Annotated in this window: 18 protein-coding genes and 1 riboswitch; of the genes, 11 read left to right on the top strand and 7 right to left on the bottom strand. The window is 67.0% G+C overall.

The genetic code is table 11. From position 1 onward, the window contains the following. Nucleotides 1-24: 24 nt before the first annotated feature. Complete coding sequence (locus RCF34_RS01705; RefSeq protein WP_308706608.1) at nt 25-1,224, top strand: DNA glycosylase AlkZ-like family protein; 1,200 nt, start codon at nt 25-27, stop codon at nt 1,222-1,224. Nucleotides 1,225-1,243: 19 nt separating this feature from the next. Here RCF34_RS01705 and RCF34_RS01700 read toward each other — a convergent pair whose 3' ends face one another. Then, the gene (locus tag RCF34_RS01700; RefSeq protein ID WP_144958803.1) at nt 1,244-2,590 is read right to left on the bottom strand and encodes a class II 3-deoxy-7-phosphoheptulonate synthase; all 1,347 of its coding nucleotides are present in this window, start codon (nt 2,588-2,590) and stop codon (nt 1,244-1,246) included. 112 nt (nt 2,591-2,702) lie between these two features. Here RCF34_RS01700 and RCF34_RS01695 point away from each other — a divergent pair, with 112 nt between their 5' ends. Together RCF34_RS01695 and RCF34_RS01690 are read left to right on the top strand one after the other, a co-directional pair. After that, complete coding sequence (locus tag RCF34_RS01695) at nt 2,703-3,452, top strand: spermidine synthase (protein WP_308706607.1); 750 nt, start codon at nt 2,703-2,705, stop codon at nt 3,450-3,452. Between the two features lie 281 nt (nt 3,453-3,733). Beyond that, nucleotides 3,734-5,428 carry a DEAD/DEAH box helicase gene (locus RCF34_RS01690; protein WP_308706606.1) on the top strand — a complete coding sequence of 565 codons (1,695 nt, stop codon included), beginning with the start codon at nt 3,734-3,736 and terminating at the stop codon, nt 5,426-5,428. Nucleotides 5,429-5,496: 68 nt separating this feature from the next. Here the strand turns inward: RCF34_RS01690 and RCF34_RS01685 are convergent, their stop codons facing one another. Next, nucleotides 5,497-6,879, bottom strand: a complete 1,383-nt coding sequence (locus RCF34_RS01685) for an adenylate/guanylate cyclase domain-containing protein (protein WP_308706605.1) — start codon at nt 6,877-6,879, stop codon at nt 5,497-5,499. A gap of 200 nt (nt 6,880-7,079) precedes the next feature. Between RCF34_RS01685 and RCF34_RS01680 the strand changes: the two genes are divergently transcribed. Continuing rightward, nucleotides 7,080-7,646: a nitroreductase family protein gene (locus RCF34_RS01680; protein WP_308706604.1), complete on the top strand. Its 567-nt coding sequence runs from the start codon at nt 7,080-7,082 to the stop codon at nt 7,644-7,646. On the opposite strand, the gene RCF34_RS01675 is transcribed toward RCF34_RS01680, so the two are convergent. From RCF34_RS01675 to RCF34_RS01660, 4 genes are all read right to left on the bottom strand, one after another. Further along, nucleotides 7,621-8,994, bottom strand: coding sequence for a HAMP domain-containing sensor histidine kinase (locus RCF34_RS01675; RefSeq protein WP_308706603.1), 1,374 nt, complete (start codon nt 8,992-8,994; stop codon nt 7,621-7,623). The genes RCF34_RS01680 and RCF34_RS01675 overlap by 26 nt on opposite strands. Before the next feature lie 213 nt (nt 8,995-9,207). Beyond that, nucleotides 9,208-9,642, bottom strand: a complete 435-nt coding sequence (locus RCF34_RS01670; RefSeq protein ID WP_308706602.1) for an LTXXQ domain protein — start codon at nt 9,640-9,642, stop codon at nt 9,208-9,210. Nucleotides 9,643-9,753: 111 nt separating this feature from the next. Next, nucleotides 9,754-10,431, bottom strand: coding sequence for a response regulator transcription factor (locus RCF34_RS01665; protein ID WP_308706601.1), 678 nt, complete (start codon nt 10,429-10,431; stop codon nt 9,754-9,756). A gap of 4 nt (nt 10,432-10,435) precedes the next feature. Then, nucleotides 10,436-11,020: a septation protein A gene (locus RCF34_RS01660; protein WP_183629893.1), complete on the bottom strand. Its 585-nt coding sequence runs from the start codon at nt 11,018-11,020 to the stop codon at nt 10,436-10,438. Between the two features lie 60 nt (nt 11,021-11,080). Between RCF34_RS01660 and RCF34_RS01655 the strand changes: the two genes are divergently transcribed. From RCF34_RS01655 to RCF34_RS01645, 3 genes are all read left to right on the top strand, one after another. Beyond that, nucleotides 11,081-11,953: a PHP domain-containing protein gene (locus RCF34_RS01655; protein WP_308706600.1), complete on the top strand. Its 873-nt coding sequence runs from the start codon at nt 11,081-11,083 to the stop codon at nt 11,951-11,953. Continuing rightward, nucleotides 11,950-12,579, top strand: a complete 630-nt coding sequence (locus RCF34_RS01650) for an L-threonylcarbamoyladenylate synthase (protein WP_027599504.1) — start codon at nt 11,950-11,952, stop codon at nt 12,577-12,579. Before RCF34_RS01655 ends, RCF34_RS01650 begins: the two co-directional genes overlap by 4 nt. A 110-nt stretch (nt 12,580-12,689) precedes the next feature. Continuing rightward, the gene (locus RCF34_RS01645) at nt 12,690-13,418 is read left to right on the top strand and encodes a ScpA family protein (RefSeq protein ID WP_308707505.1); all 729 of its coding nucleotides are present in this window, start codon (nt 12,690-12,692) and stop codon (nt 13,416-13,418) included. Here the strand turns inward: RCF34_RS01645 and RCF34_RS01640 are convergent. Continuing rightward, nucleotides 13,364-13,783, bottom strand: a complete 420-nt coding sequence (locus tag RCF34_RS01640) for a cobalamin biosynthesis protein (RefSeq protein ID WP_308706599.1) — start codon at nt 13,781-13,783, stop codon at nt 13,364-13,366. The genes RCF34_RS01645 and RCF34_RS01640 overlap by 55 nt on opposite strands. Before the next feature lie 274 nt (nt 13,784-14,057). Next, nucleotides 14,058-14,241, top strand: a riboswitch (cobalamin riboswitch). Between the two features lie 102 nt (nt 14,242-14,343). Between RCF34_RS01640 and cobW the strand changes: the two genes are divergently transcribed. Genes cobW through RCF34_RS01620 form a run of 4 tightly spaced genes read left to right on the top strand, consistent with a single transcriptional unit; the run spans nt 14,344 to nt 20,862 of the window. After that, nucleotides 14,344-15,396 carry a cobalamin biosynthesis protein CobW gene (gene cobW / locus RCF34_RS01635; protein ID WP_308706598.1) on the top strand — a complete coding sequence of 351 codons (1,053 nt, stop codon included), beginning with the start codon at nt 14,344-14,346 and terminating at the stop codon, nt 15,394-15,396. Between the two features lie 6 nt (nt 15,397-15,402). Next, nucleotides 15,403-19,152 carry a cobaltochelatase subunit CobN gene (gene cobN, locus RCF34_RS01630; RefSeq protein ID WP_308706597.1) on the top strand — a complete coding sequence of 1,250 codons (3,750 nt, stop codon included), beginning with the start codon at nt 15,403-15,405 and terminating at the stop codon, nt 19,150-19,152. A 1-nt stretch (nt 19,153) separates the two neighbouring features. Then, nucleotides 19,154-20,197: an AAA family ATPase gene (locus RCF34_RS01625; RefSeq protein WP_308706596.1), complete on the top strand. Its 1,044-nt coding sequence runs from the start codon at nt 19,154-19,156 to the stop codon at nt 20,195-20,197. 56 nt (nt 20,198-20,253) lie between these two features. Further along, nucleotides 20,254-20,862, top strand: a complete 609-nt coding sequence (locus RCF34_RS01620) for a VWA domain-containing protein (RefSeq protein WP_308707504.1) — start codon at nt 20,254-20,256, stop codon at nt 20,860-20,862. The last annotated feature ends 107 nt before the right edge of the window (nt 20,863-20,969 follow it).

The raw sequence follows: 20,969 nt of genomic DNA, 5'->3' as shown, positions 1-20,969 counted from the left end.
CACCTCTCTCTGTCAGGAGCTCGGATGGATAGCCTTTCCCTGCGCGAAGCCCGGCGCCTGGCCCTGCGTGCCCAGGGTTTCGGTAGTCAACCCAAGGGCGGCGCGGGCCTGGCCACCCTGTACCGCCAGGCCGCACGCCTGAATGTGCTGCAGATCGACTCGGTCAATGCCCTGGTGCGCTCGCACTATCTGCCACTGTTCAGTCGTCTCGGCCACTATGCCTTCGCCGACTTCGATACCCTGGCCTGGGGTCAGGGGCGCAAGCGGCAGCTCTATGAGTGCTGGGCTCACGAGGCCTCGCTGGTGCCGGCCGAGGTCTGGGCCGAACTGCGCTGGCGACGCGATCAGGCGCGCCAGGGCATTGGCATCTATCGGCAGCTGGCGCGGTTCGCCGTCGAGCAGCCGCAGGTCGTCGCCCAGACCCTGGAGGCGGTGGTGCAGCGCGGCGCGCTGGGCGCTGGCAGCCTGGCGAAGCGGGTCGAGCGGGCTGGCCCCTGGTGGGATTGGAGCCCAGGCAAACTGGCGCTGGAGTGGCTGTTCGCCGCGGGTGAGGTGACGGTGGCCGGACGGCGCGGCTTCGAGCGCCTCTATGACCTGCCCGAGCGGGTGCTCCCGGCGGAGATCCTCGCGGCGCCTGCCCCTACACCCGAAGCCGCGCGCCGGGCATTGCTCCTGCGCAGTGCCCGTGCCCTGGGCGTGGCGAGCGAAGGCCAGCTGCGCGATTACTTTCGCCTGAGTCCCGCCGAAGCGAGGCAGGGCATCGCCGAATTGCTGGAGGAGGGCAGGCTGCAGCCGTTTCAGGTACAGGGCTGGTCGAAGCCGGCCTATGTGGCCGGGGCGCCGAATCCCGGGCGTCCGGTGCAGGCGGCGGCGCTGCTGTCGCCCTTCGATTCCCTGGTCTGGGAGCGCGAGCGCACCGAGCAGCTGTTCGGTTTCCGCTATCGGCTGGAGATCTATACCCCGGCGCCCCAACGGGTCTATGGCTACTACGTGCTGCCCTTTCTCTATCGGGAGCGGCTGGCGGCACGGGTGGATCTACGCGCCGAACGCGCACAATCGCGCCTGGCGGTGCATGCGGTGCATCTGGAGGCGGCAGGGCTGGATGACGAGGGGCTGGATGCCCTGGCGGGGCAGTTGCGCGCCCTGGCGGCGTGGCTCGGTCTCGCCGACCTGCAGTTGCACGGGCCGGCGGACGTCTTGCGTGAGGCTGTTGCGCAGCACTAGATCGCGCCGCGCCCTCTGCCTAGCGGCGGATGCCCTTGAGCGTCTCGGCGATCATGAAGGCCAGTTCCAGGGACTGGTCGGCGTTCAGGCGCGGGTCGCAGTGGGTGTGGTAGCGATCGGACAGGGCGTCTTCGGTGACCGGGCGGGCGCCGCCGATGCACTCGGTGACGTTCTGGCCGGTCATCTCGATGTGGATGCCGCCCGCGTAGGTGCCCTCGGCCTGGTGCACGCCGAAGAACTCCTTGACCTCGCCCAGCACGCTGGCGAAATCCCGGGTCTTGTAGCCGGTGGAGGCCTTGATGGTGTTGCCGTGCATGGGGTCGGAACTCCACAGCACCTGGCGGCCTTCACGCTCCACGGTCTGGATCAGCCGCGGCAGGTGATCGCCGACCTTGCCCACGCCCATGCGCACGATGAGATTGAGGCGGCCCGGATCGTTCTCGGGGTTGAGGGTGTCGATCAGGCGGATCAGGTCTTCGCTGGTGGTGGACGGACCGACCTTGACGCCGATGGGGTTGTTCACGCCGCGCAGGAATTCCACATGGGCACCATCGGGCTGGCGGGTGCGATCGCCGATCCAGAGCATGTGCGCGGAGCAGTCGTACCAGTCACCGGTCAGGCTGTCGCGGCGGACGAAGGCTTCTTCGTAGTTGAGCAGCAGTGCCTCGTGGGCGGTGAAGAAGTTGGTCTCCTTGACCTGGGGCGCGGTGTCCAGGCCGCAGGCGCGCATGAAGGCCAGGGTCTCGTCGATGCGATCCGCCAACTGGTGGTAGCGGTCGGCCAGGGCCGAGTTAGCGATGAAGTCCAGGTTCCAGCGATGCACCTGGTGCAGGTCGGCGAAACCGCCCTGGGCGAAGGCGCGTAGCAGGTTGAGGGTCGCGGTGGACTGGTTGTAGGCCTGGATCAGCCGCTGCGGATCCGGGATGCGGCTGCCTTCGGTGAAGTCGATGCCGTTGACGATGTCGCCGCGGTAGGCCGGCAGGGAGACGCCGTCCTGGACTTCATCGCCGGACGAGCGCGGCTTGGCGAACTGGCCGGCCATGCGGCCGACCTTGACCACCGGGCAGCCCGCGGCGAAGGTCATGACCACCGCCATCTGCAGGAGCACCTTGAAGGTGTCGCGGATCTTGCCGGCGGAGAATTCGAAGAAGCTTTCCGCGCAATCACCGCCCTGCAGCAGGAAGGCCCGACCCTGGGTCACCTCGGCGAACTGCCGGCGCAATTCGCGGGCTTCGCCGGCAAACACCAGGGGCGGATAGCCGGCCAGGGTGCGCTCGACATCGGCGAGACGGGCTTGATCGGGGTATTCGGGCTGCTGCTGGATGGGCAGGCTTCTCCAGCTGGTGGGGCTCCAGGGCGCGGACATGATTCTCTCTGAGTGGTGCGACGAAGCCTTCCATACTAACCGATGACGGGCGCGACGCTCGATAGACAGTGCCCATCGCGGCTACCATGGGCGGCTATAGAGGAGGGTGGTGATGGTCGAGACGGAAGTGTTGCTGGAAGAGGTCGTCGATGACCATGGCCGGATCCGGGTGGTCGAGGTGGGGCCCTATCGCTTCCTGGAGTTCGGCGAGGAGGTGGAGCAGAGCTGCGTCTTCACCCAGGACCCCGCCTGGCTGGAATACGACTACAACCGCGCCATGCTGCTGGGTGCGCTCTGCCATCCGCAGCCACGGCGGGCACTCTTTCTCGGGCTGGGCGCCGGCACCCTGACCCAGGCCTGCCTCAAGTGGCTGCCCCTGGAGGCGGTGGAAGCGCTGGAGCTGCGCCCCGCGGTGCCGCGCCTGGCCCGCCTGCATCTTGGCCTGGGTGAGGATCCGCGGCTGGCGATCCGCATCGGCGATGCCCTGGACCTGCTCGACAGCGCGGCGCCTGCCGATCTGATCTTCGTCGACCTCTATACCGATGTCGGCCCCTCCAGTGCGCATCTGGCCTGGCGCTTTCTGGAAAACTGCCAGGCCAAGCTCAATCCGGGCGGCTGGCTGATGATCAACCAGTGGAGCGCCACCGACGGCAAGCCACTGGGCGCCGCGCTGCTGCGCGGGCTGTTCCGCCATCATTACTGGGAGTGCCCGGTGGTGGAGGGCAACGTGATCCTGCTGGTACCGGCGAGCCTGGAACAGGAGCTGGACGAGGCTGGCACGCGGCAGCGCGTTCGCGAATTGAGCCTGCGGATCGGCTTCGATCTGGAGTCCCATCTGGACAACCTGCGTGCGGCAACCTGACTACAAAAGTAGACCAAGGTTCTCTGGAGAAATGTCCAGGGTTCGGGTATTATTCGCCCCGGTCTTTTTGACCTTCCGTTCAGGAACTGCATTCTCCCGGTCCGCCGCCATGGCCACGCCGGTCGTGCGTTCGCCCGACGGCGAACAATCCTAGACGCTTCACCCCCTTTCATCCGCTATTTCGCAAAAAGCTCACACCTTGGCTGCCTGGGCGACTTCGGTCATTCGGATAAGCGCAGCTCTTGGCTTTGGGGTCTTTGCGAAGCACACGAGGCAAGACAATGACCCAGGACATCAGCAATTTCGCTGCGCTCAATCTCAATCCCGCCATCCTCGCCGCCATCAAGGCCGTCGGCTACGAAGAGCCGTCGCCGATCCAGTCGCAGTCCATTCCGGTGATCCTCGCCGGCCACGACATGATCGGCCAGGCGCAGACCGGTACGGGCAAGACCGCAGCCTTCGCTCTGCCGCTGCTCTCGCAGCTCGACCCGTCCCGTCGTGAACCCCAGATTCTGGTGCTGGTTCCTACCCGTGAACTGGCCCTGCAGGTCGCTACCGCCTGCGAAACCTATTCCACCGAGATGCCCGGCGTCAAAGTCGTGGCTCTCTACGGCGGCGCGCCCATGGGTCCGCAGCTGAAGTCCCTGCGCATGGGTGCCCAGGTACTGGTCGCCACCCCCGGCCGCCTGTGCGACCACCTGCGCCGTGACGACAACCTGCTGGCCACCGTCCAGCGCCTGGTGCTCGACGAAGCCGACGAGATGCTCAAGCTGGGCTTCATGGACGACCTCGAATTCATCTTCGAAGCCATGCCGGAAACCCGCCAGACCGTGCTGTTCTCGGCGACCCTGCCGCCGTCGATCCGCGCCATTGCCGAGCGCCACCTGAAAGAGCCGCAACACGTCCGCATCGCGGCCAAGACCCAGACCGTCGCCCGCATCGAGCAGGCGCATCTGATGGTCCATGCCGACCAGAAGCCGGCCTCGGTCCTGCGCCTGCTGGAAGTGGAGAATTTCGACGCCCTGATCGCCTTCGTGCGGACCAAGCAGGCGACCCTGGACCTGGCCGAGCTGCTCGAGCGCCAGGGCTATCGCGTCAGCGCCCTGAACGGCGACATGCCCCAGGCCCAGCGCGAGAAGACCATCGAGTCCCTCAAGGACGGTTCGCTGGACATCGTGGTCGCCACCGACGTCGCCGCCCGCGGTCTGGACGTGGCGCGCATCACCCACGTGCTCAACGTGGACATGCCCTACGATCCCGAGTCCTATGTGCACCGTATCGGTCGTACCGGTCGTGCCGGTCGTGAAGGCCGCGCGCTGCTGCTGGTCACCCCGCGCGAGCGGCGCATGCTGCAGGTGATCGAGCGTGTCACCGGTCAGCGTGTTGGCGAGATCCGCCTGCCCGACGCCGAAGCCGTGCTGGAAGCCCGTATCTCCCGCCTGGCCGATGGCGTGGGTTCGCTGCTGGCCGACGCCGACGCCACCCATGGTGCCCTGCGTCAAGAGCTGTGCGAGCGTCTGCAGTGCGATCCTTCGACCCTGGCGGCGGCCCTGCTGGCCAAGCTGACCAGCGGCCGCGCCCTGGACATCGAATCGGTACGTCGCGAGCAGCCGCTGACCCCCGGCGCCGGTCGTAGCGAGCGTCCCCGTGGCGAGCGCAGCGAGCGGGGCGACCGCCCTGAGCGCGGCGAGCGTCCGGATCGTGGCGAGCGTCGCCCGATGCAGCCGCTGCCGGAAGGCCGCGTGCGTTGCCGCACCGCCCTGGGCGCCCGTGACGGCGTTGCCGCCAAGAACCTGCTGGGTGCCATCATCAATGAGGGTGGCATGGATCGCGAGGCCATCGGCCGTATCCAGATCCGTGACTCCTTCAGCCTGGTGGAGCTGCCCGAAGACGGCCTGGAGCGTCTGCTGACCAAGCTCAAGGACACCCGCGTAGCCGGCAAGGCCCTGCGCCTGCGTCGCTATCGCGAGGATTGATCCCCGCGGTCACATGAAAAAGCCCCGGATATCCGGGGCTTTTTTCTGCCTGCAGCAAAGGCGGGCGACTAGAGGATCACCTTGTCCTTCAGCTTTTCCGCCGCCAGCTGCAGCGCCTGGATGACCCGCTCCTTGTCGTAGTTCTGGATGTTGTTGGTGTCCAGGTACATGGAGAAGCCCGGCAGCTCGTGCTCGACGTAGCTGGGGGAGGCGCCCAGGTCGCGGCGGAAGTCCACCACCTGGTAGATCTGCACCGGCTTGCTGAAGCCCTTAACGGTGATCCAGCTCTTGTCGCGGCACATGATGGTTTCCTTGACCAGCGAGTAGGTCTCGTGGCTGATCAGGATCTCGCCGGCATCGGCGGCGTTTTCCAGGCGGCTGGCCAGGTTCACTTCGCGACCGATGATGGTGTAGTCCATGCGCGTGCTGGAACCGAAGTTGCCGACCGTGCAATAACCGGTGTTCAGGCCCATACGGATCTCCAGCGGCTTGTTGATGCCCTGGCTGCGCCACTGCTGGCGCAGGACCTTCATGTGCTTGCGCATGGCGATGGCCATGGAGACCGCGGCCACGGCATCCTTCTTGGCGCCCTGGCTGTTGGCGTCGCCGAAGAACACCATCACGCAGTCACCGACGAACTTGTCGATGGTGCCACCGTACTTCACGGCGATCTTCGACATCTCGTTGAGGTAGTTGTTGAGCATGTCGGTGAGGGCTTCGGCCTCGAGTTCTTCGGACAGCTCGGTGAAGCCCTTGATGTCGGAGAAGAACACCGTGAGCTTCTTGCGCTGGGTGCCCAGGGCGATGTGCTGCTTGCCGGTGAAGATGGATTCCCAGACCTGGGGCGAAAGGTACTTGGCCAGGTTGTGCGCCAGGATCGCCGACTTTTCCTGTTCGCGCTTGAGGTCGTCGTTGATCTGGATGAGGCGCTTGCGCTGCCGGTGCAGGAAATAGCCGGTGCCCCAGAGGTGCAGCATGGTGCCCACCACGCTGGTGACCGCCACCAACAGCGGGCTGGTGAGGTCGACGCCCTGGAAGAAGGTGGCACTGCCCAGCGCCGCGGCACTGGTGGCGAACAGCAGGCAGAGACCGAGCAGACGCGGACCACCACGCAGCATGCTGGTGTAGCCGAGCATGAACAGCAGCATCAGGGTGGGCATCAGCGGGAAGCGCAACACCACCGCGGCCATGCCCACATGGATGGCGTCCACGGCGGCGAGCAGGACATCGGTCTGGGCGCCGCGGTCGCGCCGGAGCTTGAGGCTCAGGGTCTGGGCCACGTGCGGATAGAGCAGGGCGTAGGGGATCAGCCAGAGGCCCACGGCGTCGGCCTGGACGTAGTAACCCGCGGTGACGCTGGCGGCGGCGATCAGATAGGCGAATACCCGGGCGTAGTAGACGCCCAGGCTGTCACCGGACGCAGCGAGGAACCGGTTGAGCGCAAACTTCATCTGTCGGGTCCGTTTCGAAAAAGGCGAGAGGTCGGGATAACTCCGTTCGCGACGATGAAAGCGGCCGGGTTTTCTTGCATTGGCGATCTTAGCCGACCGCCCTGGCAGCGGCCAAGATTGTCGGCCATTCCGCTGCTGTGACAGCCAAATTCGGCGGTCATCCCTGGGTTACACTGCGGCATCTTTACAGGAGAGACGCTATGGATGCCCTCGCAGCCCTTTGCAATCGCGCCTCGGTCGGTCGCCTGACCGAACCGGGTCCGACCCCCGAGCAACTCGAGACCCTGCTGCGCGCCGCGGACCGGGCGCCTGACCACAAGCTGCTGCGCCCCTGGCGGCTGATCCTGGTGGCCGGCGAGGGCCGCAGCGCACTTGGCGAGCTCTATGCCGACGCCCTGCGCCGCCGCGAGCCCGACGCGGATGCGGCGGCCCTGGACAAGGCTCGGCGCATGCCGCTGCGGGCGCCCCTGGTCATCACCGTCGTCGCCACACTCCAGGAACACCCCAAGGTGCCCGTCCAGGAGCAGATCATCACCGCTGGTTGCGTCGCCCACGGCCTGGTCAACGCGGCCTTTGCCCTGGGGCTGGGGGCGGTCTGGCGCTCCGGTGAGTTCAGCTACGACCCCTGGGTCCTGCAGGGGCTGGGGCTGGCCGAGAACGAACAGGTGGTGGGCTACATCTACCTGGGCACGCCGGAGGTAGCGCCGCGCGTCCCGGCGCCGCGTGATCTGAGTGCGCAGGTCAGCCATTGGCCAGGACCGGTCTGAGCGGCAGGGTGACGGTGGCGAGAAAGCCGCCGTCCGGGTGATTGCTCAGGTGCAGCTCGCCCCCATGGCGCTCCACCGCGCGGCGGGCGATGGCCAGGCCGAGGCCGTAGCCAGTGGCGTGCTGTTGATCCGAGCGGAAGAAGGGCTCACCCAGGCGCGGCAGGTCATCGGCCTTGACGCCGGGGCCATGGTCACGCACCTGGATGCGCACCTCGCCTGCCGCGGCGGTCGCCGAGATGACGATCGGCCGGGCAGGCGGATTGAAGCGCAGCGCATTGCGCAGGAGATTGTCCAGGGCACGTTCCAGTACATCGGGCCAGCCGTCCAGCCGGAGGGTGGCGGGAACGTCGAGCTCCACCCGCTGCTGGGGCGCGCTGAGCTGGGCATCCTCCATCAGGCCTTCCAGCAGTGGATGCAATTCCAGCTGCTCGGGTGGACCCGGGTCCGCTTCCTGGCGGGCGAGGGCGAGGATCTCGCCGATCAGGGTTTCCAGACGATCGCATTCCAGGGTGAGCCGCGGCCACATGTTGCCCAGGTCACGGGGATCAGAGCGTTCGGCCAGCGCCAGGGCAATGCGCAGCCGCGCCAGCGGTGAACGCAATTCATGGGACACGTCGCGCAGCAGTTGGCGCTGGCTGTCGATCAGGCGCTGCAGATGGGCGCCCATGCGATTGAAGTCTTCGGCCAGCACGCCCAGTTCGTCCTTGCGCCGAGCGAGGCGGGCCAGGGTGTCCTGCTGGTAGGCGGTCTGGCCAAGGTCGTGGACGGCGCGGCGCAGATGATTGAGCGGGCGGGTCAGGCTCAGGGTCAGCAGCAGGCTGAACAGGGTCAGCACCACGGTGGCGATGGCCAGCATGCCGACCGGCCAGAACAGGCTCTGCCGGCGCCAGGCACCCAGTTCGGGCGTGGGCAGGTGGTAGATGAACAGGTAGTTCTGGCCGCTCGGGCTGGTGTATTCGTCGGTCAGGCGTCGCCAGGGCAGCGGCCGATTGGGATCGCGGGCGCCGGGGCCGGGGCGCTGCTGACGCTGTGGCTGGTCGAGATCCTGGTCGAAGAGGCGCGGTGGCAGGGTGCCGCGCACCAGGGGCGAGCCGTTTTCGCCCAGCACCAGCACATCGATGCCGTAGCGGCCCTTGCGCTGTTCGAGCAGGCCTTGGGCGGCGGCGGGACCGTCGTTTTCATAGCGTTGCACCCACTGTTCGGGAAGGTCGCGCAAGCCGGGATGCTGCGCGAGTATCCAGGAATCCTGGTCGGCCAGGTGGCCGAGCAGCATGGTCAGGCCGACCGCGGAGAGGATGGCCAGCCAGAAGGTGGCGAAGATGCGCCAGAAGAGGGAACGGAAAACCATGCGGTCGCCTTAGAAGCTGCTCAACGTCTGCTGCGCGTCGGCCAAACGGCGTTGAAGATGCCCTGGAAGGCCAGCCCCGCCGGAATGCTCATTTACCACTCGTAAACTCCGCTTCCTCAGGCATTTTCGCCTTGTTTGTCTCTAGCTCGCGAGACTTTGGGCAGCTTCCCGTTGAGACGCTGCGCCGAGGACCGTCGGCGCAGCGAACGGAGATTACGAGGACTTGTGGTCCTGCTTCCACTGCTGGAATTCAGCCCACTCCTTGGCGCGATCCTCGCGCTTCTTTTCCATTTCGTCGAAGCGCTTCTGCTGATCGGGCTTGAGCAGGGCACGAATGGACTGACGGGTCTTGTCGCGATTGCCATCCAGCTGATCGTGCAAGGCCTTGCGCTGATCCTCGGGCAGCTTGTCGAGATAGCTCTTGACGATCTCGCGCTGCTGCTGGCGTTCCTCGCCCCTCAGCTTGCCGACCTGCTCGCGTTGGTCGGGCGTCAGCTTGAGGCCGCGCAGGGGACCATCGCTACGCGGGCCACCGTCCATCAGCTTGCCATGGGGCGGCGGGGTGATGTCGGCGCTGTCCTGGGCCGCGGCCAGGGTCAGGGTCGGCAACAGGGCGGCGAACAGCACGGCGGGCATGAGTTTGCGCATCGGGAAATCTCCTTGGGATGACCGGTGCAATACCGGATGAGCCCAGTCTAGGAGCGGGGGAGTCAGTGGCGGTCAGCGGGCGTAAAGAGGGGGTAAAGGCTGCGCGGTAGGCTAGACGCTGTAGTAGTAGCCGCGGCCGCGCAGGGCGAGGATGCGCGGACGACCGTCGGCATGACTGCCGAGCTTGCGTCGCAGATTGCTGACGTGCATGTCCAGGCTGCGATCGTAGAGCGTCAGCTTGCGCCCAAGCGCCACCTGGGCCAGGGCCTGCTTTTCCAGGGGTTCGCCCGGCTGGCGCAGCAGGGCTTCGAGGATGCGGCTCTCGGTGAGGGTCAGGGTGATCTCGGTTTCGCCGATGTTGGCGACGCCTCGTGCCAGACTCAGCGACAGATCGCCCAGCTGCAGGCGGGCCGCGGGTTGGGCCGGATGGCTGCGTCTGAGGATGGCTCTCAGCCGTGCTGTGAGTTCGCGCGGATCGCAAGGCTTGGCCAGGTAGTCGTCGGCGCCCAGCTCCAGGCCGAGGATCCGGTCCAGTGGTTCGCCCCGTCCCGACAGCATCAGCACGGGCAGCTGCGGATGATCGCTGCGCAGCTGCTTGAGCAGTTCCAGGCCGCTGCCGTCGGGCAGCATCACGTCCAGCACCACCACGTCCGGCGTGGCCTCGCGCAGTTGGACCCGGGCATCGCTACCGGCATGACAGGCCGTGACCTCGAAGCCTTCCTGTTTCAGCCAGGCGCCGAGCAGCTCGCACAGCTCCTGGTCGTCATCGATCAGCAGTATCTGACTCATGGGATCAGTCTCGCGGTTCATCCATGGGTTGCAGATGGCGCGCCAGATAGAGGCCCTGGCCGAGCATGAACACCAGGGTCATCGCCAGACTGCCGAAGACCTTGAAGTCGACCCAGAAGCTTTCGTAGGTGAAGGCCACGTAGAGATTCGCGCAGCCGCAGACGATGAAGAAGATGATCCAGGCGATGTTCAGCCGCGTCCAGATCGGTGCCGGCAGGCGCACCGCGTGGCCCAGCATGCGCTGAATCAGCGGCTTGTCGCCGATGAACTGGCTGCCCAGAAAGGCCACGGCGAAGAGCCAGTTCACTACCGGCGCCTTCCATTTCAGGAAGGTCTCGCTATGGAATGCCAGCGTCATGCCGCCAAACACCAGGCAGGCGATCAGCGTCAGCCACTGGCTCTTTTCCAGCCGGCGCTGGGTCGCGAAGATCGCGCCATAGACCACCAGGGACGCGATGATCAGGACCGCGGTGGCACTGAAGATGCCGCCCAGGGTGAAGGCATGCCCGGCGAATTCCAGCGGACGCGGATCGAGCTTGTAGACCAGGAAGAACAGGAGCAGGGGGATGAAATCGATGAATTGTTTCATTAACGCAGCCGATAGCAGTGCATCGCGGCATAATACCTGATGAAGCCGGAGGAGAAAGCCATGCGTATCGACCTGCACTGTCATACCACCGCGTCGGACGGCGCCTTCGCGCCCGCCGAGGTGGTCAGACGAGCCCATGAGCGCGGGGTGCAGCTGCTGGCCATCACCGATCACGACACCCTGGACGGCTACGCGGAAGCCCTGGAATGCGCGGACGGCCTGGGTCTGCGCCTGCTCCCCGGCATCGAGATGTCCTGTACCTGGGGCGGGGCCACGCTGCATGTGCTGGGCTACAATTTCGCCCCTGACGCGCCAGAGCTGAATGCCGCCCTGGAAGCCTTGCACGAAGGTCGCTGGGAACGCGCCCGGGAAATCGACCGGCGGCTGGCGGCCAAGGGCATGCCCGGCACCCTGGAAGGGGCACGCGCGGTGCAACTGGCCTTGGGCGACAGTCGCAATGCGCCGGCCCGGCCGCATTTCGCCGAATATCTGGTGCAGGCCGGCTATGTCGCGGACCGCGGCGAGGCCTTTCGCAAGTGGCTCGGCGGCGGCAAGCTCGGCGACGTCAAGCAGCACTGGCCGACCCTGGCCGAGACGCTGGCGACGCTCAAGGGCGCCAAGGCCTGGATCAGCCTGGCTCACCCATTGGCCTATGGTTTCACCCGCACCAAGCTGCGCAAGCTGATCGGCGAATTCGTCAGTGACGGCGGCCATGCCATCGAGGTGGTCAACGGCGTGCAGCCGGCGGAGCAGGTGGGCGCCTTGGCAATTCTGGCGCGGGAATTCGGTCTGATGGTCAGTGCGGGCAGCGATTTCCATGCGCCGGCCGATTGGTCGGAGCTGGGTATGTACCGTCCGTTGCCCGAAGATCTGCCGCCCCTCTGGGCGCGCTTCAGTCAACCGCTATACCCTCAGATCCGGGAACCCCAATGAGCCAGTTCATCGAAATTCATCCGCAGAATCCCCAGCCGCGGCTGATTCGTCAGGCCGTGGAAATCATCCAGTCCGGCGGTGTCATCGCCTATCCCACCGATTCGTCCTATGCGCTGGGCTGCCGTATCGGCGAGAAAAGCGCGGTGGAGCGTATCCGCCGCATCCGCCAGCTCGACGACAAGCACAACTTCACCCTGGTGTGCTGCGATCTTTCCGAGCTGGGCATCTATGCCAAGGTGGATACCAGCGCCTTCCGCCTGCTCAAGGCCTACACGCCCGGACCCTATACCTTCATTCTCAACGCCACCCGCGAGGTGCCGCGCATGCTGCTGCATCCCAAGCGGCGCACCATCGGCGTGCGGGTGCCCCAGCATCCCATCACCCTGGCGCTGCTGGAGGCGCTGGGCGAGCCCTTGATGAGCGTGAGCCTGATCCTGCCGGGGGATGACGAGGCCCTGGGCGATGCCTGGGAGATCCGTGAGCGTCTCGAGCATTTCGTCGACCTGGTGATCGAAGGCGGTCCGGGTGGCTTGCAGCCGTCCACCGTGATCAGCCTGGCCGATGATGAACCGGAAGTGATCCGGGTCGGTGCCGGCGATCCGACGCCCTTCATGATCGAAGCATGAGCGAAGCCCTGGACCCTCAGCTGTTCGAACCCGAGCAGCTGCGCCTGGCGCTGGTCTATGGCGAGGCCTTCACCGAACTGCCCCAGGACCTCTATATCCCGCCGGATGCCCTGGAGGTCTTTCTCGAAGCCTTCGAGGGGCCGCTCGACCTGCTGCTCTATCTGATCCGCAAGCAGAACATCAACATCCTCGACATCCCGGTCGCCGAGATTACCCGGCAGTACATGAGCTATGTCGAGCTGATGAAGGCGGTGCAGCTGGAACTGGCCGCCGAGTACCTGCTGATGGCCGCCATGCTGGCGGAGATCAAGTCGCGCATGCTGTTGCCGCGCGCCGAAGGCCTGGAAGCCGAGGAAGAGGATCCCCGCGCCGAATTGATCCGGCGCCTGCAGGAATACGAGCGCTTCAAGAAGGCCGCCGAGGATCTCGATGACCTGCCGCGGGAGGGCCGCGACTTCGTGGTGCCGACCTTGCCGGCGCCGGACGCGCGGGCGCGCAAGCTGTTGCCGGAAGTGGACCTGGGCGAGTTGCTGCTGGCGATGGGCGAGGTCCTGCGCCGCGCCGATCTGTTCGAGAGCCACCAGGTGAGCCGCGAGGTGCTGTCCACCCGTGAGCGCATGAGCCAGGTGCTGGAGCGCCTCAGGGAGGGCGCCTTCATGCCCTTCGTGGCGCTGTTCACCCTGGATGAAGGCCGGCTCGGCGTGGTGGTGACCTTCATGGCCATCCTCGAGCTGGTCAAGGAATCCCTGGTGGAACTGGTGCAGAACGAGCCCTTCAGCCCCATTCACGTCCGCGCCCGCGTCAGCGGCGCTGACGGGGAAGAGGTCGCCCAGGCATAAGCCAAGGCTGCCGTCGCAGCCGCGCTCTTGCGCTTGCTCACCAGCAATCGGGCACCTTCACCCGCCGCGGCCAGGGCCGCGGCTTCGGCAACGCTGGGGCTGCCAGTGTGCTGCGATACCAGATCGCTGGCTGCAGTTATGCCGCGCTCTTGCGCCAGACGCTCGGCGGTGAAGCCGTGCAGAGGCAGCTGCCAGTGCTGGGCGAGGGCGCGCAACCCGCGTTCCTCGAGTCGACCGGCAACGGTCGCCAGCGCGGTCAGCGCGGTGCGATCGCACCGGGCTTCCTGCAAGACCGCGAGCGCCAGTTGGGCGAGTTCGTCCAGCGAACAGCCCTGCCGGCAGCCGAGGCCCAGGACCAAGGCCATCAACCTTGCATGTCCTTGCGGCGCAACGCATCCCTGCCGTCCAGTCCAGGCCCTGAACAGGACGGCGGGCGAAGGGCGAGCCGGCTAGCGGCCGGGTGCCAGGCCGGAGTGGTGGTCTGGCACAAGGGAGTGAGGACGCGCGGGGTGGCGATCATGGCGGGTCTTGGGGCGGAGGAAGGCTGGCGGTGGCTCGCTCTTGGCGGGCGCAGCGAGCAGACCACGCGCCTCGTCCGCCGGTCAAGCCTGGCTGATTGACACCCCGACAAGGCGCTCGTAGCCTGTCGCGTTCCGAGGTGCTCTTGTCGGCAAGAGCTTGAAAGGGAACGCGGTGCGATACCGCGGCTGCCCCCGCAACTGTAAGCGGCATCTTCCGCCTCTCCACCAGGCCACTGCTCGCGCGGGAAGGCCGGAGCCAGGCGCCGCGAGCCAGGAGACCTGCCTCGTCACGCTTCGAACACGCAACCGGGCGGGGTGATCCGGGCTGCCACCAGGGCCTCGCCGTCACGCGGGCGTCCGGCATGCCTGCCCGTCTATCTTCGCTTTTTCTCTAAGGGCAGCCCATGAAAACCCTGGCCAAGACTCCCGTCACCATCGTTACCGGCTTCCTCGGTTCCGGCAAGACCACCCTGCTGCGGCACATGCTCGACCACGCCGAAGGCCGGCGCATCGCGGTGATCGTCAACGAGTTCGGCGAGCTAGGCATCGACGGTGAGATCCTCCGCCAGTGCAGCATCGGCTGCACCGAGGAAGAAGCCCAGGGCCGCGTCTTCGAACTGGCCAACGGCTGCCTGTGCTGCACCGTGCAGGAAGAATTCTTTCCGGTGATGAAGGAGCTGGTGGCGCGGCGCGGCGACATCGACCACATCCTCATCGAGACCAGCGGCCTGGCCCTGCCCAAGCCCCTGGTGCAGGCCTTCCAGTGGCCGGAGATCCGCACCGCCTGCACCGTGGATGCGGTGATCACCGTGGTCGACAGCCCGGCGGTGGCTGCCGGTACCTTCGCCGCCCATCCGGAGCAGGTGGATGCCCAGCGTCGCCAGGACCCCAACCTCGACCATGAATCGCCGCTGCACGAGTTGTTCGAAGACCAGCTCGCCAGTGCCGATCTGGTGATCCTCAACAAGGCCGATGGCCTGGATGCCGAGGCCCTGGCCCGGGTGCGTGCCGAGGTGAGCGAAGAGCTGCCGCCGGCGGTCAAGGTGGTGGAAGCCAGTCGCGGCGTGCTGCCCCTGTCGGTGCTGCTGGGCCTGCAGGCCGAGTCCGAGGCCCATATCGACAGCCGTCCGACCCACCATGACCTTGAAGGTCATGAAGACCATGACCACGACGAATTCGACTCCTTTGGCGTCGAGTTGCCCGAGGTGGCGGAAGCGACCCTGCTGGCGGCCCTGACCGAGGTGGTCAGGGGCCATGGCGTGCTGCGGGTGAAGGGCTTCGCCGCCATCGCCGGCAAGCCGCTGCGGCTGCTGGTTCAGGGCGTGGGCACCCGCTTCGACAAACACTTCGATCGCGCCTGGAAGACCGATGAGACCCGCAGCACCCAGCTGGTGCTGATCGGTCAGGCGCTGGACCAGGCGGCCATCACCGCCCAGTTGCGCGCCGCGGTGGCCTGACCCCGGATGCATCTACTGCGTACCCAGCCGGGCGGTTTCGTCCCGGACGACGGCATCGCCCACCTGGCGCAGACGCCTGGCGAGATCGTCGTGCTCTGCAGTGGTGATTCGCACCTGGCGCTGCTGGCCGAGGCGACCCGTAGCCTGGACGACGGCTATCCGAGCCTGCGCCTGGCCAATCCCATGCAGCTGCAGAACCACGCCTCGGTGGATCTCTATGTCGAGGAGGTGCTGAGCCAGGCGCGGGTGGTGTTCATCTCCCTGCATGGCGGCCAGGGTTACTGGCGCTATGGCATGGAGCGGCTGACCGAGTTGGCCGCGCAGGGGCTGACCCTGATCGCGGTACCGGGTTGCGATCGGCCCGACCCCGAGCTGATGGCGCTGGGTACGGTGGCGCCCGAGCTGGCCGAACGGCTATGGCGCTATCTGCGCCAGGGCGGCTTGGCCAATGCCCGGGATTTCCTGCATTGCCTGGCCAGCGAATGCCTGGATGCCCAGTACACCTACGAGGCGCCACGGGAATTGCCACGGGTGGCCGTCTATCACCCAGACGCCCTGGGCCTGGATGGCTGGCGTCAGCGCTGGCGGCCGGACTGGCCTACAGTGGCGCTGCTGTTCTATCGCACCCACCTGCAGTCGGCCAACACCGCCTTCGTCGATAGCTTTTGCCAACAGCTGGAAGCCCAGGGCCTGAATCCACTGCCCATCGCCGTGGCCAGTCTCAAGGAGTCGGCCTGCCTGGAGGAGGTGGAACGGCTCCTGGCCGAGACCGCCACGGCGCTGATCCTCAATACCACCGGTTTCGCCCAATCCAGTCCGGAACGACCGAATCTGGCGCCGTTCCGCCGGCCGGTACCGGTACTCCAGGCCATCTGCGCCCAGGACAATCGCGAACGCTGGCAAGAAAATTCTCAGGGGCTGGGCGCCCGTGACCTGGCCATGCACATCGCCTTGCCGGAATTGGACGGGCGCATCATCACCCGCCCGATCAGTTTCAAGGGCCTGGCCTGGCGCTGCGAGCGCAGCCAGAGCGATGTGGTCAACTACCAGGCCGACGAGGAGCGCATGACCTTCGTCGCCCGCCTGGCGCGCAACTGGGTCGAACTGGCGCGGCGTCCGGCGGCGGACAAGCGCATCGCCCTGATCCTGGCCAACTATCCCACCCGCGATGGCCGCATCGGCAATGGCGTGGGCCTGGACACTCCAGCGGCGGCCCTCAGGGTGCTGCAGGCGCTGCAGACGGCCGGCTATCCGGTGGCCAATCTACCCGAGAGCGGTACCGCCCTGATCGAGCGCCTGCTCGGTGGCGTGACCAATGACAGCGTCCTGCGCGATCTGCGCCCGGCGCTGCAGAGTCTGGCGCTACCGGATTACCAGGCGCTGTTCGCCCAATTGCCGGAGCGTCTGCAGCAGGCGGTGACCGAGCGCTGGGGCGGGCCCGAGACCGATCCCATGCACCGCCGGGGTCGGCTCATGGTGGCCGGGGTGCGCTTCGGCCTGACCTTCGTCGGCATCCAGCCGGCGCGTGGCTACGACGTCGATCCGGCGGCGGTCTACCACGATCCTTCGCTGGTGCCGCCCCATGGCTACCTGGCCTTCTATTTCTGGCTGCGCGAGGCCTATGCTGCACAGGCGGTGGTGCATCTGGGCAAGCACGGCAATCTGGAGTGGCTGCCGGGCAAGGGCGTCGGGCTGTCGGCGGAGTGTTGGCCGGACGCCATTCTCGGGCCGCTGCCCAACGTCTATCCCTTCATCGTCAACGATCCAGGCGAGGGTGCCCAGGCCAAGCGGCGCACCCAGGCGGTGATCATCGACCACCTGATGCCGCCGCTGACCCGCGCGGAGAACTACGGGCCGCTGCGCGACCTGGAACGCCTGGCCGACGAATACTATGACGCCAGCCTGCTGGACCTCCGACGCGCCACCGAATTGCGCGGCGAGATCCTGCAGCTGGTCCGCGAAACCGCCCTGGATCGCGAACTGGGGCTGGTCATTACCGACGATCCGGACAGCTGGCTGCCGCAGCTGGACGCCTATCTCTGCGACCTCAAGGAGTCCCAGATCCGCGACGGCCTGCACGTGTTCGGTGAATCCCCGACCGGCCAGCTGCGTCGCGATACCCTGGTGGCCCTGCTGCGCATTCCCCGGGGCGATGCCCAGGGCGCCAATGCCAGCCTGCTGCGAGTGCTGGCCAAGGACCTGCAGCTGGGGTTCGATCCCCTGGCCTCCGACCTCGGCGAGGCCTGGCAGGGACCGCGTCCGGCGTGCCTGGAGGGGCTGTCGAGCGAACCCTGGCGCACCCTGGGCGATACCCGGGAGCGGTTGGAGCTCCTGGCATTGGCCCTGGTGGCCGCGACGGTCGATGCCGAGCCCCTGCCGTTGGCGTTGGACGAGCTGCCTGCCACCCGCCCGGTGCTGGAGCACCTGGCGGCCCAGGTGGCGCCGGCCTTGGACAGCTGCGGCCCCGCCGAGATCGATGGCCTGCTGGCGGCCCTCGACGGGCGCTTCGTCCCCGCCGGACCCAGCGGAGCGCCCAGCCGCGGTCGACTGGACGTTCTGCCCACCGGGCGCAACTTCTTTTCCGTGGATGTGCGTAATCTGCCGAGCATGACGGCCTGGCGCCTCGGCTGGCAGTCGGCCAACCTGCTGCTGGAGCGTCATCTGCAGGAGGAGGGCGATCACCTGCGCCAACTGGGCCTCTCGGTCTGGGGCACCGCGACAATGAGGACCGGCGGCGACGATATCGCCCAGGCCATGGCCCTGCTTGGCGTGCGTCCGGTATGGCAGACCGGCAGTGCCCGTGTGGAAGACTTCGAGATCCTGCCGCTGTCGCTGCTGGATCGGCCACGGGTGGATGTCACCCTGCGCATCTCCGGTTTCTTCCGCGACGCCTTCGGCGGTCTGGTACGGCTGTTCGATGCCGCCGCCCAGGCGGTCGCTGCACTGGACGAGCCGGACGACCTCAATCCGCTGGCGGCCCAGGTACGCCGCGAGCGCGCTGCCCTGGAAGCGGCCGGTACCGATGCTGACCTCGCTCGGCGTCAGGCCGGCTGGCGCATCTTCGGCGCCCAGCCCGGTGCCTATGGGGCCGGTGTCCAGGTCGCGGTGGAGGAGCGCCAGTGGCAGAAGCGTAGCGATCTGGCCACGGCCTATCTCAACTGGGGTGGCTATGCCTATGGGGCCGAGGATGACGGCACGGCCGCCCGGGAGGACTTCTCGCGCCGCCTGGGGCACCTGCAGGCCGTACTGCAGAACCAGGACAACCGTGAGCACGACCTGCTCGATTCCAACGACTACTACCAGTTCCAGGGCGGCATGCTGGCCGCCGCCGAGACCCTGAGCGGCCAGCGGCGCGCCAGCTACTTCGGCGACCATGCCCAGGCCGACCTGCCGAGGATCCGTACCCTCAAGGAAGAACTGGGCCGCGTCGTGCGCTCCCGGGCGGCCAATCCCAAGTGGATCGCCGGCATGAAGCGCCACGGCTACAAGGGCGCCTTCGAAATGGCCGCCACCGTGGACTATCTGTTCGGTTTCGGCGCCACCACCGAGTTGGTCGAGGATCACCAGTACCGGCAGCTGGCCGATGCCTATCTGCTCGATGCCGATACCCGCGACTTCGTCGAACGCCACAACCCCGAGGCCCTACGCGACATGACCGAGCGCCTGCTGGAAGCCCAGCAACGCGGCCTCTGGCAGGAGCCAGGCGACTACCGTGAAGCCCTCGAACAGCTCCTGATGGATATGGATGAAGCCTGAGATGACCGCTCCCGTCTTTCCCCTGGCCGCCGTGGTCGGCGCCGAGTCCCTGAAGCTGGCGCTGTGCCTCAATGCCATAGATCCCCGCATCGGCGGGGTGTTGATCGAGGGACCGCGCGGCATGGCCAAGTCGACGCTGGCTCGCGGTCTGGCCGATCTGCTCGGTGGCGGTCCTTTCATCACCTTGCCGCTGGGCGCCAGCGAGGAGCGCATCGTCGGCACCCTGGATCTGGACGCTGCGCTGGGCGAGGGCCGGGCGCGCTTCGCGCCAGGTGTCCTGGCGGCGGCGGATGGTGGCGTGCTCTATGTCGACGAGGTCAATCTGCTGCCGGATCACCTGGTCGACCTGCTGCTGGACGTGGCCGCCAGCGGCGTCAACCGGGTGGAACGCGATGGCCTCTCCCATGAGCACGCTGCCCGTTTCCTGCTGGTGGGCACCATGAATCCGGAGGAGGGCGAGTTGCGCCCGCAGTTGCTGGATCGCTTTGGCTTCGCCCTGGCATTGAACAGCCGGCCGGCTCCCCGGGAACGGGCCGAGATCTTGCGCCGGCGTCTGGCCTTCGATAGCGATCCGCTAGCCTTCAATGCCCAGTGGGAGCCAGCCCAGGCAGAGCTGCGTGAGCGCTGCGGCGAGGCCCGGGCGCGGCTGGCGGACATCCCGCTGGACGATGCCGCCCTGGAAGCCATCACCGCGGGCTGCCACCAGGCCGGGGTCGACGGCCTGCGTGCCGATCTGGTCTGGTTGCGCGCGGCTCGCGCCCATGCTGCCTGGCGCGGCGCTCGGGCGATCGAAAACACCGATATCGCCGCCGTGGCTGAATTCGCCCTGCGCCATCGGCGCCGCGAGTTAGCGGACGCTTCCGCATTAATACCACCCCTAGAAGACAGTTCGGCTGCTGATACTTCGGAGCAGGATCCTGGTGATCAACAGCGGCAAGGTGATGCCGAGCCCGCGGAAGGTGAGGGCGATAGCTGGGGCGCCCTGGCGCCAGAGCCCACCGCAACGGGACCCAGACGCCGCTTGGGCGGGGGAAAAAAGCCCTAGGCATCCGATCACCTCATGTCCCGGATCGCGATGCCCGAAGCGGAACGGGCAAGGCCCTGGGAGGGCGTCAAGGCGCCCGTTCGCCGGGCTCGGCAGGTCCCGTCGCCTGGGTGCCGACGCTGCTCCGGGGGCGTCCACGTCGCGTTGATGAGCTCTTGCGGCAACCGCGTCGGCAGCGCCCGGCCCAACTCTGGCTGGTGATCGTCGATCACTCCGCGTCCACTCGCCGCCACGGCGCCCTGGCCCAGGCCAAGGGCCTGCTGGCCGACTGGTTCGAGCAGGCCTATCGCCAGCGGGTCAGGGTCGCGGTCCTGCAGACGGCGGGAGAGCGACCCGAATGGTCTTTCCAGGGCCAGCGCAGCGGTCGGGCATTGCAGGCCTGGCTGGAGCAGCTGGGAGCGGGAGGCGGAACGCCTTTGCTGGCGGGCCTGGCGGAAGCTCAGGCATGGCTGAGAAGGCGTCGCCGGCAGCACCCTGGCGAGGAATGCCAGCTGCTACTGGTCACGGATGGACGTCTGCGCGACCTGGAAGAGCTGGCCGTGCCGGACTGTCCTGTCCAGGTGCTGGATATCGAATTGGGGCCGCTGCGCCTGCGGCGAGCCCGGGAACTCGCCCGGCGCCTGGGCGCGGCATACCGGCACCTGGAAGAGGTGCCGGTGGTCTAGCCACCCAGTCTCCGCGTCGTAGGTTGGGTTGAGACGGCTCCCTCGTCGAAGCGCAACATGGCGACGTTCGACCCTCACGCCGTTGGGCTTCGCTGCGCTCAGCGCCA

It is taken from the genome of Pseudomonas sp. 102515, from assembly GCF_031085165.1.
Lineage (GTDB): Bacteria > Pseudomonadota > Gammaproteobacteria > Pseudomonadales > Pseudomonadaceae > Chryseomonas.
This window is presented reverse-complemented; position numbering and strand designations above follow the sequence as displayed.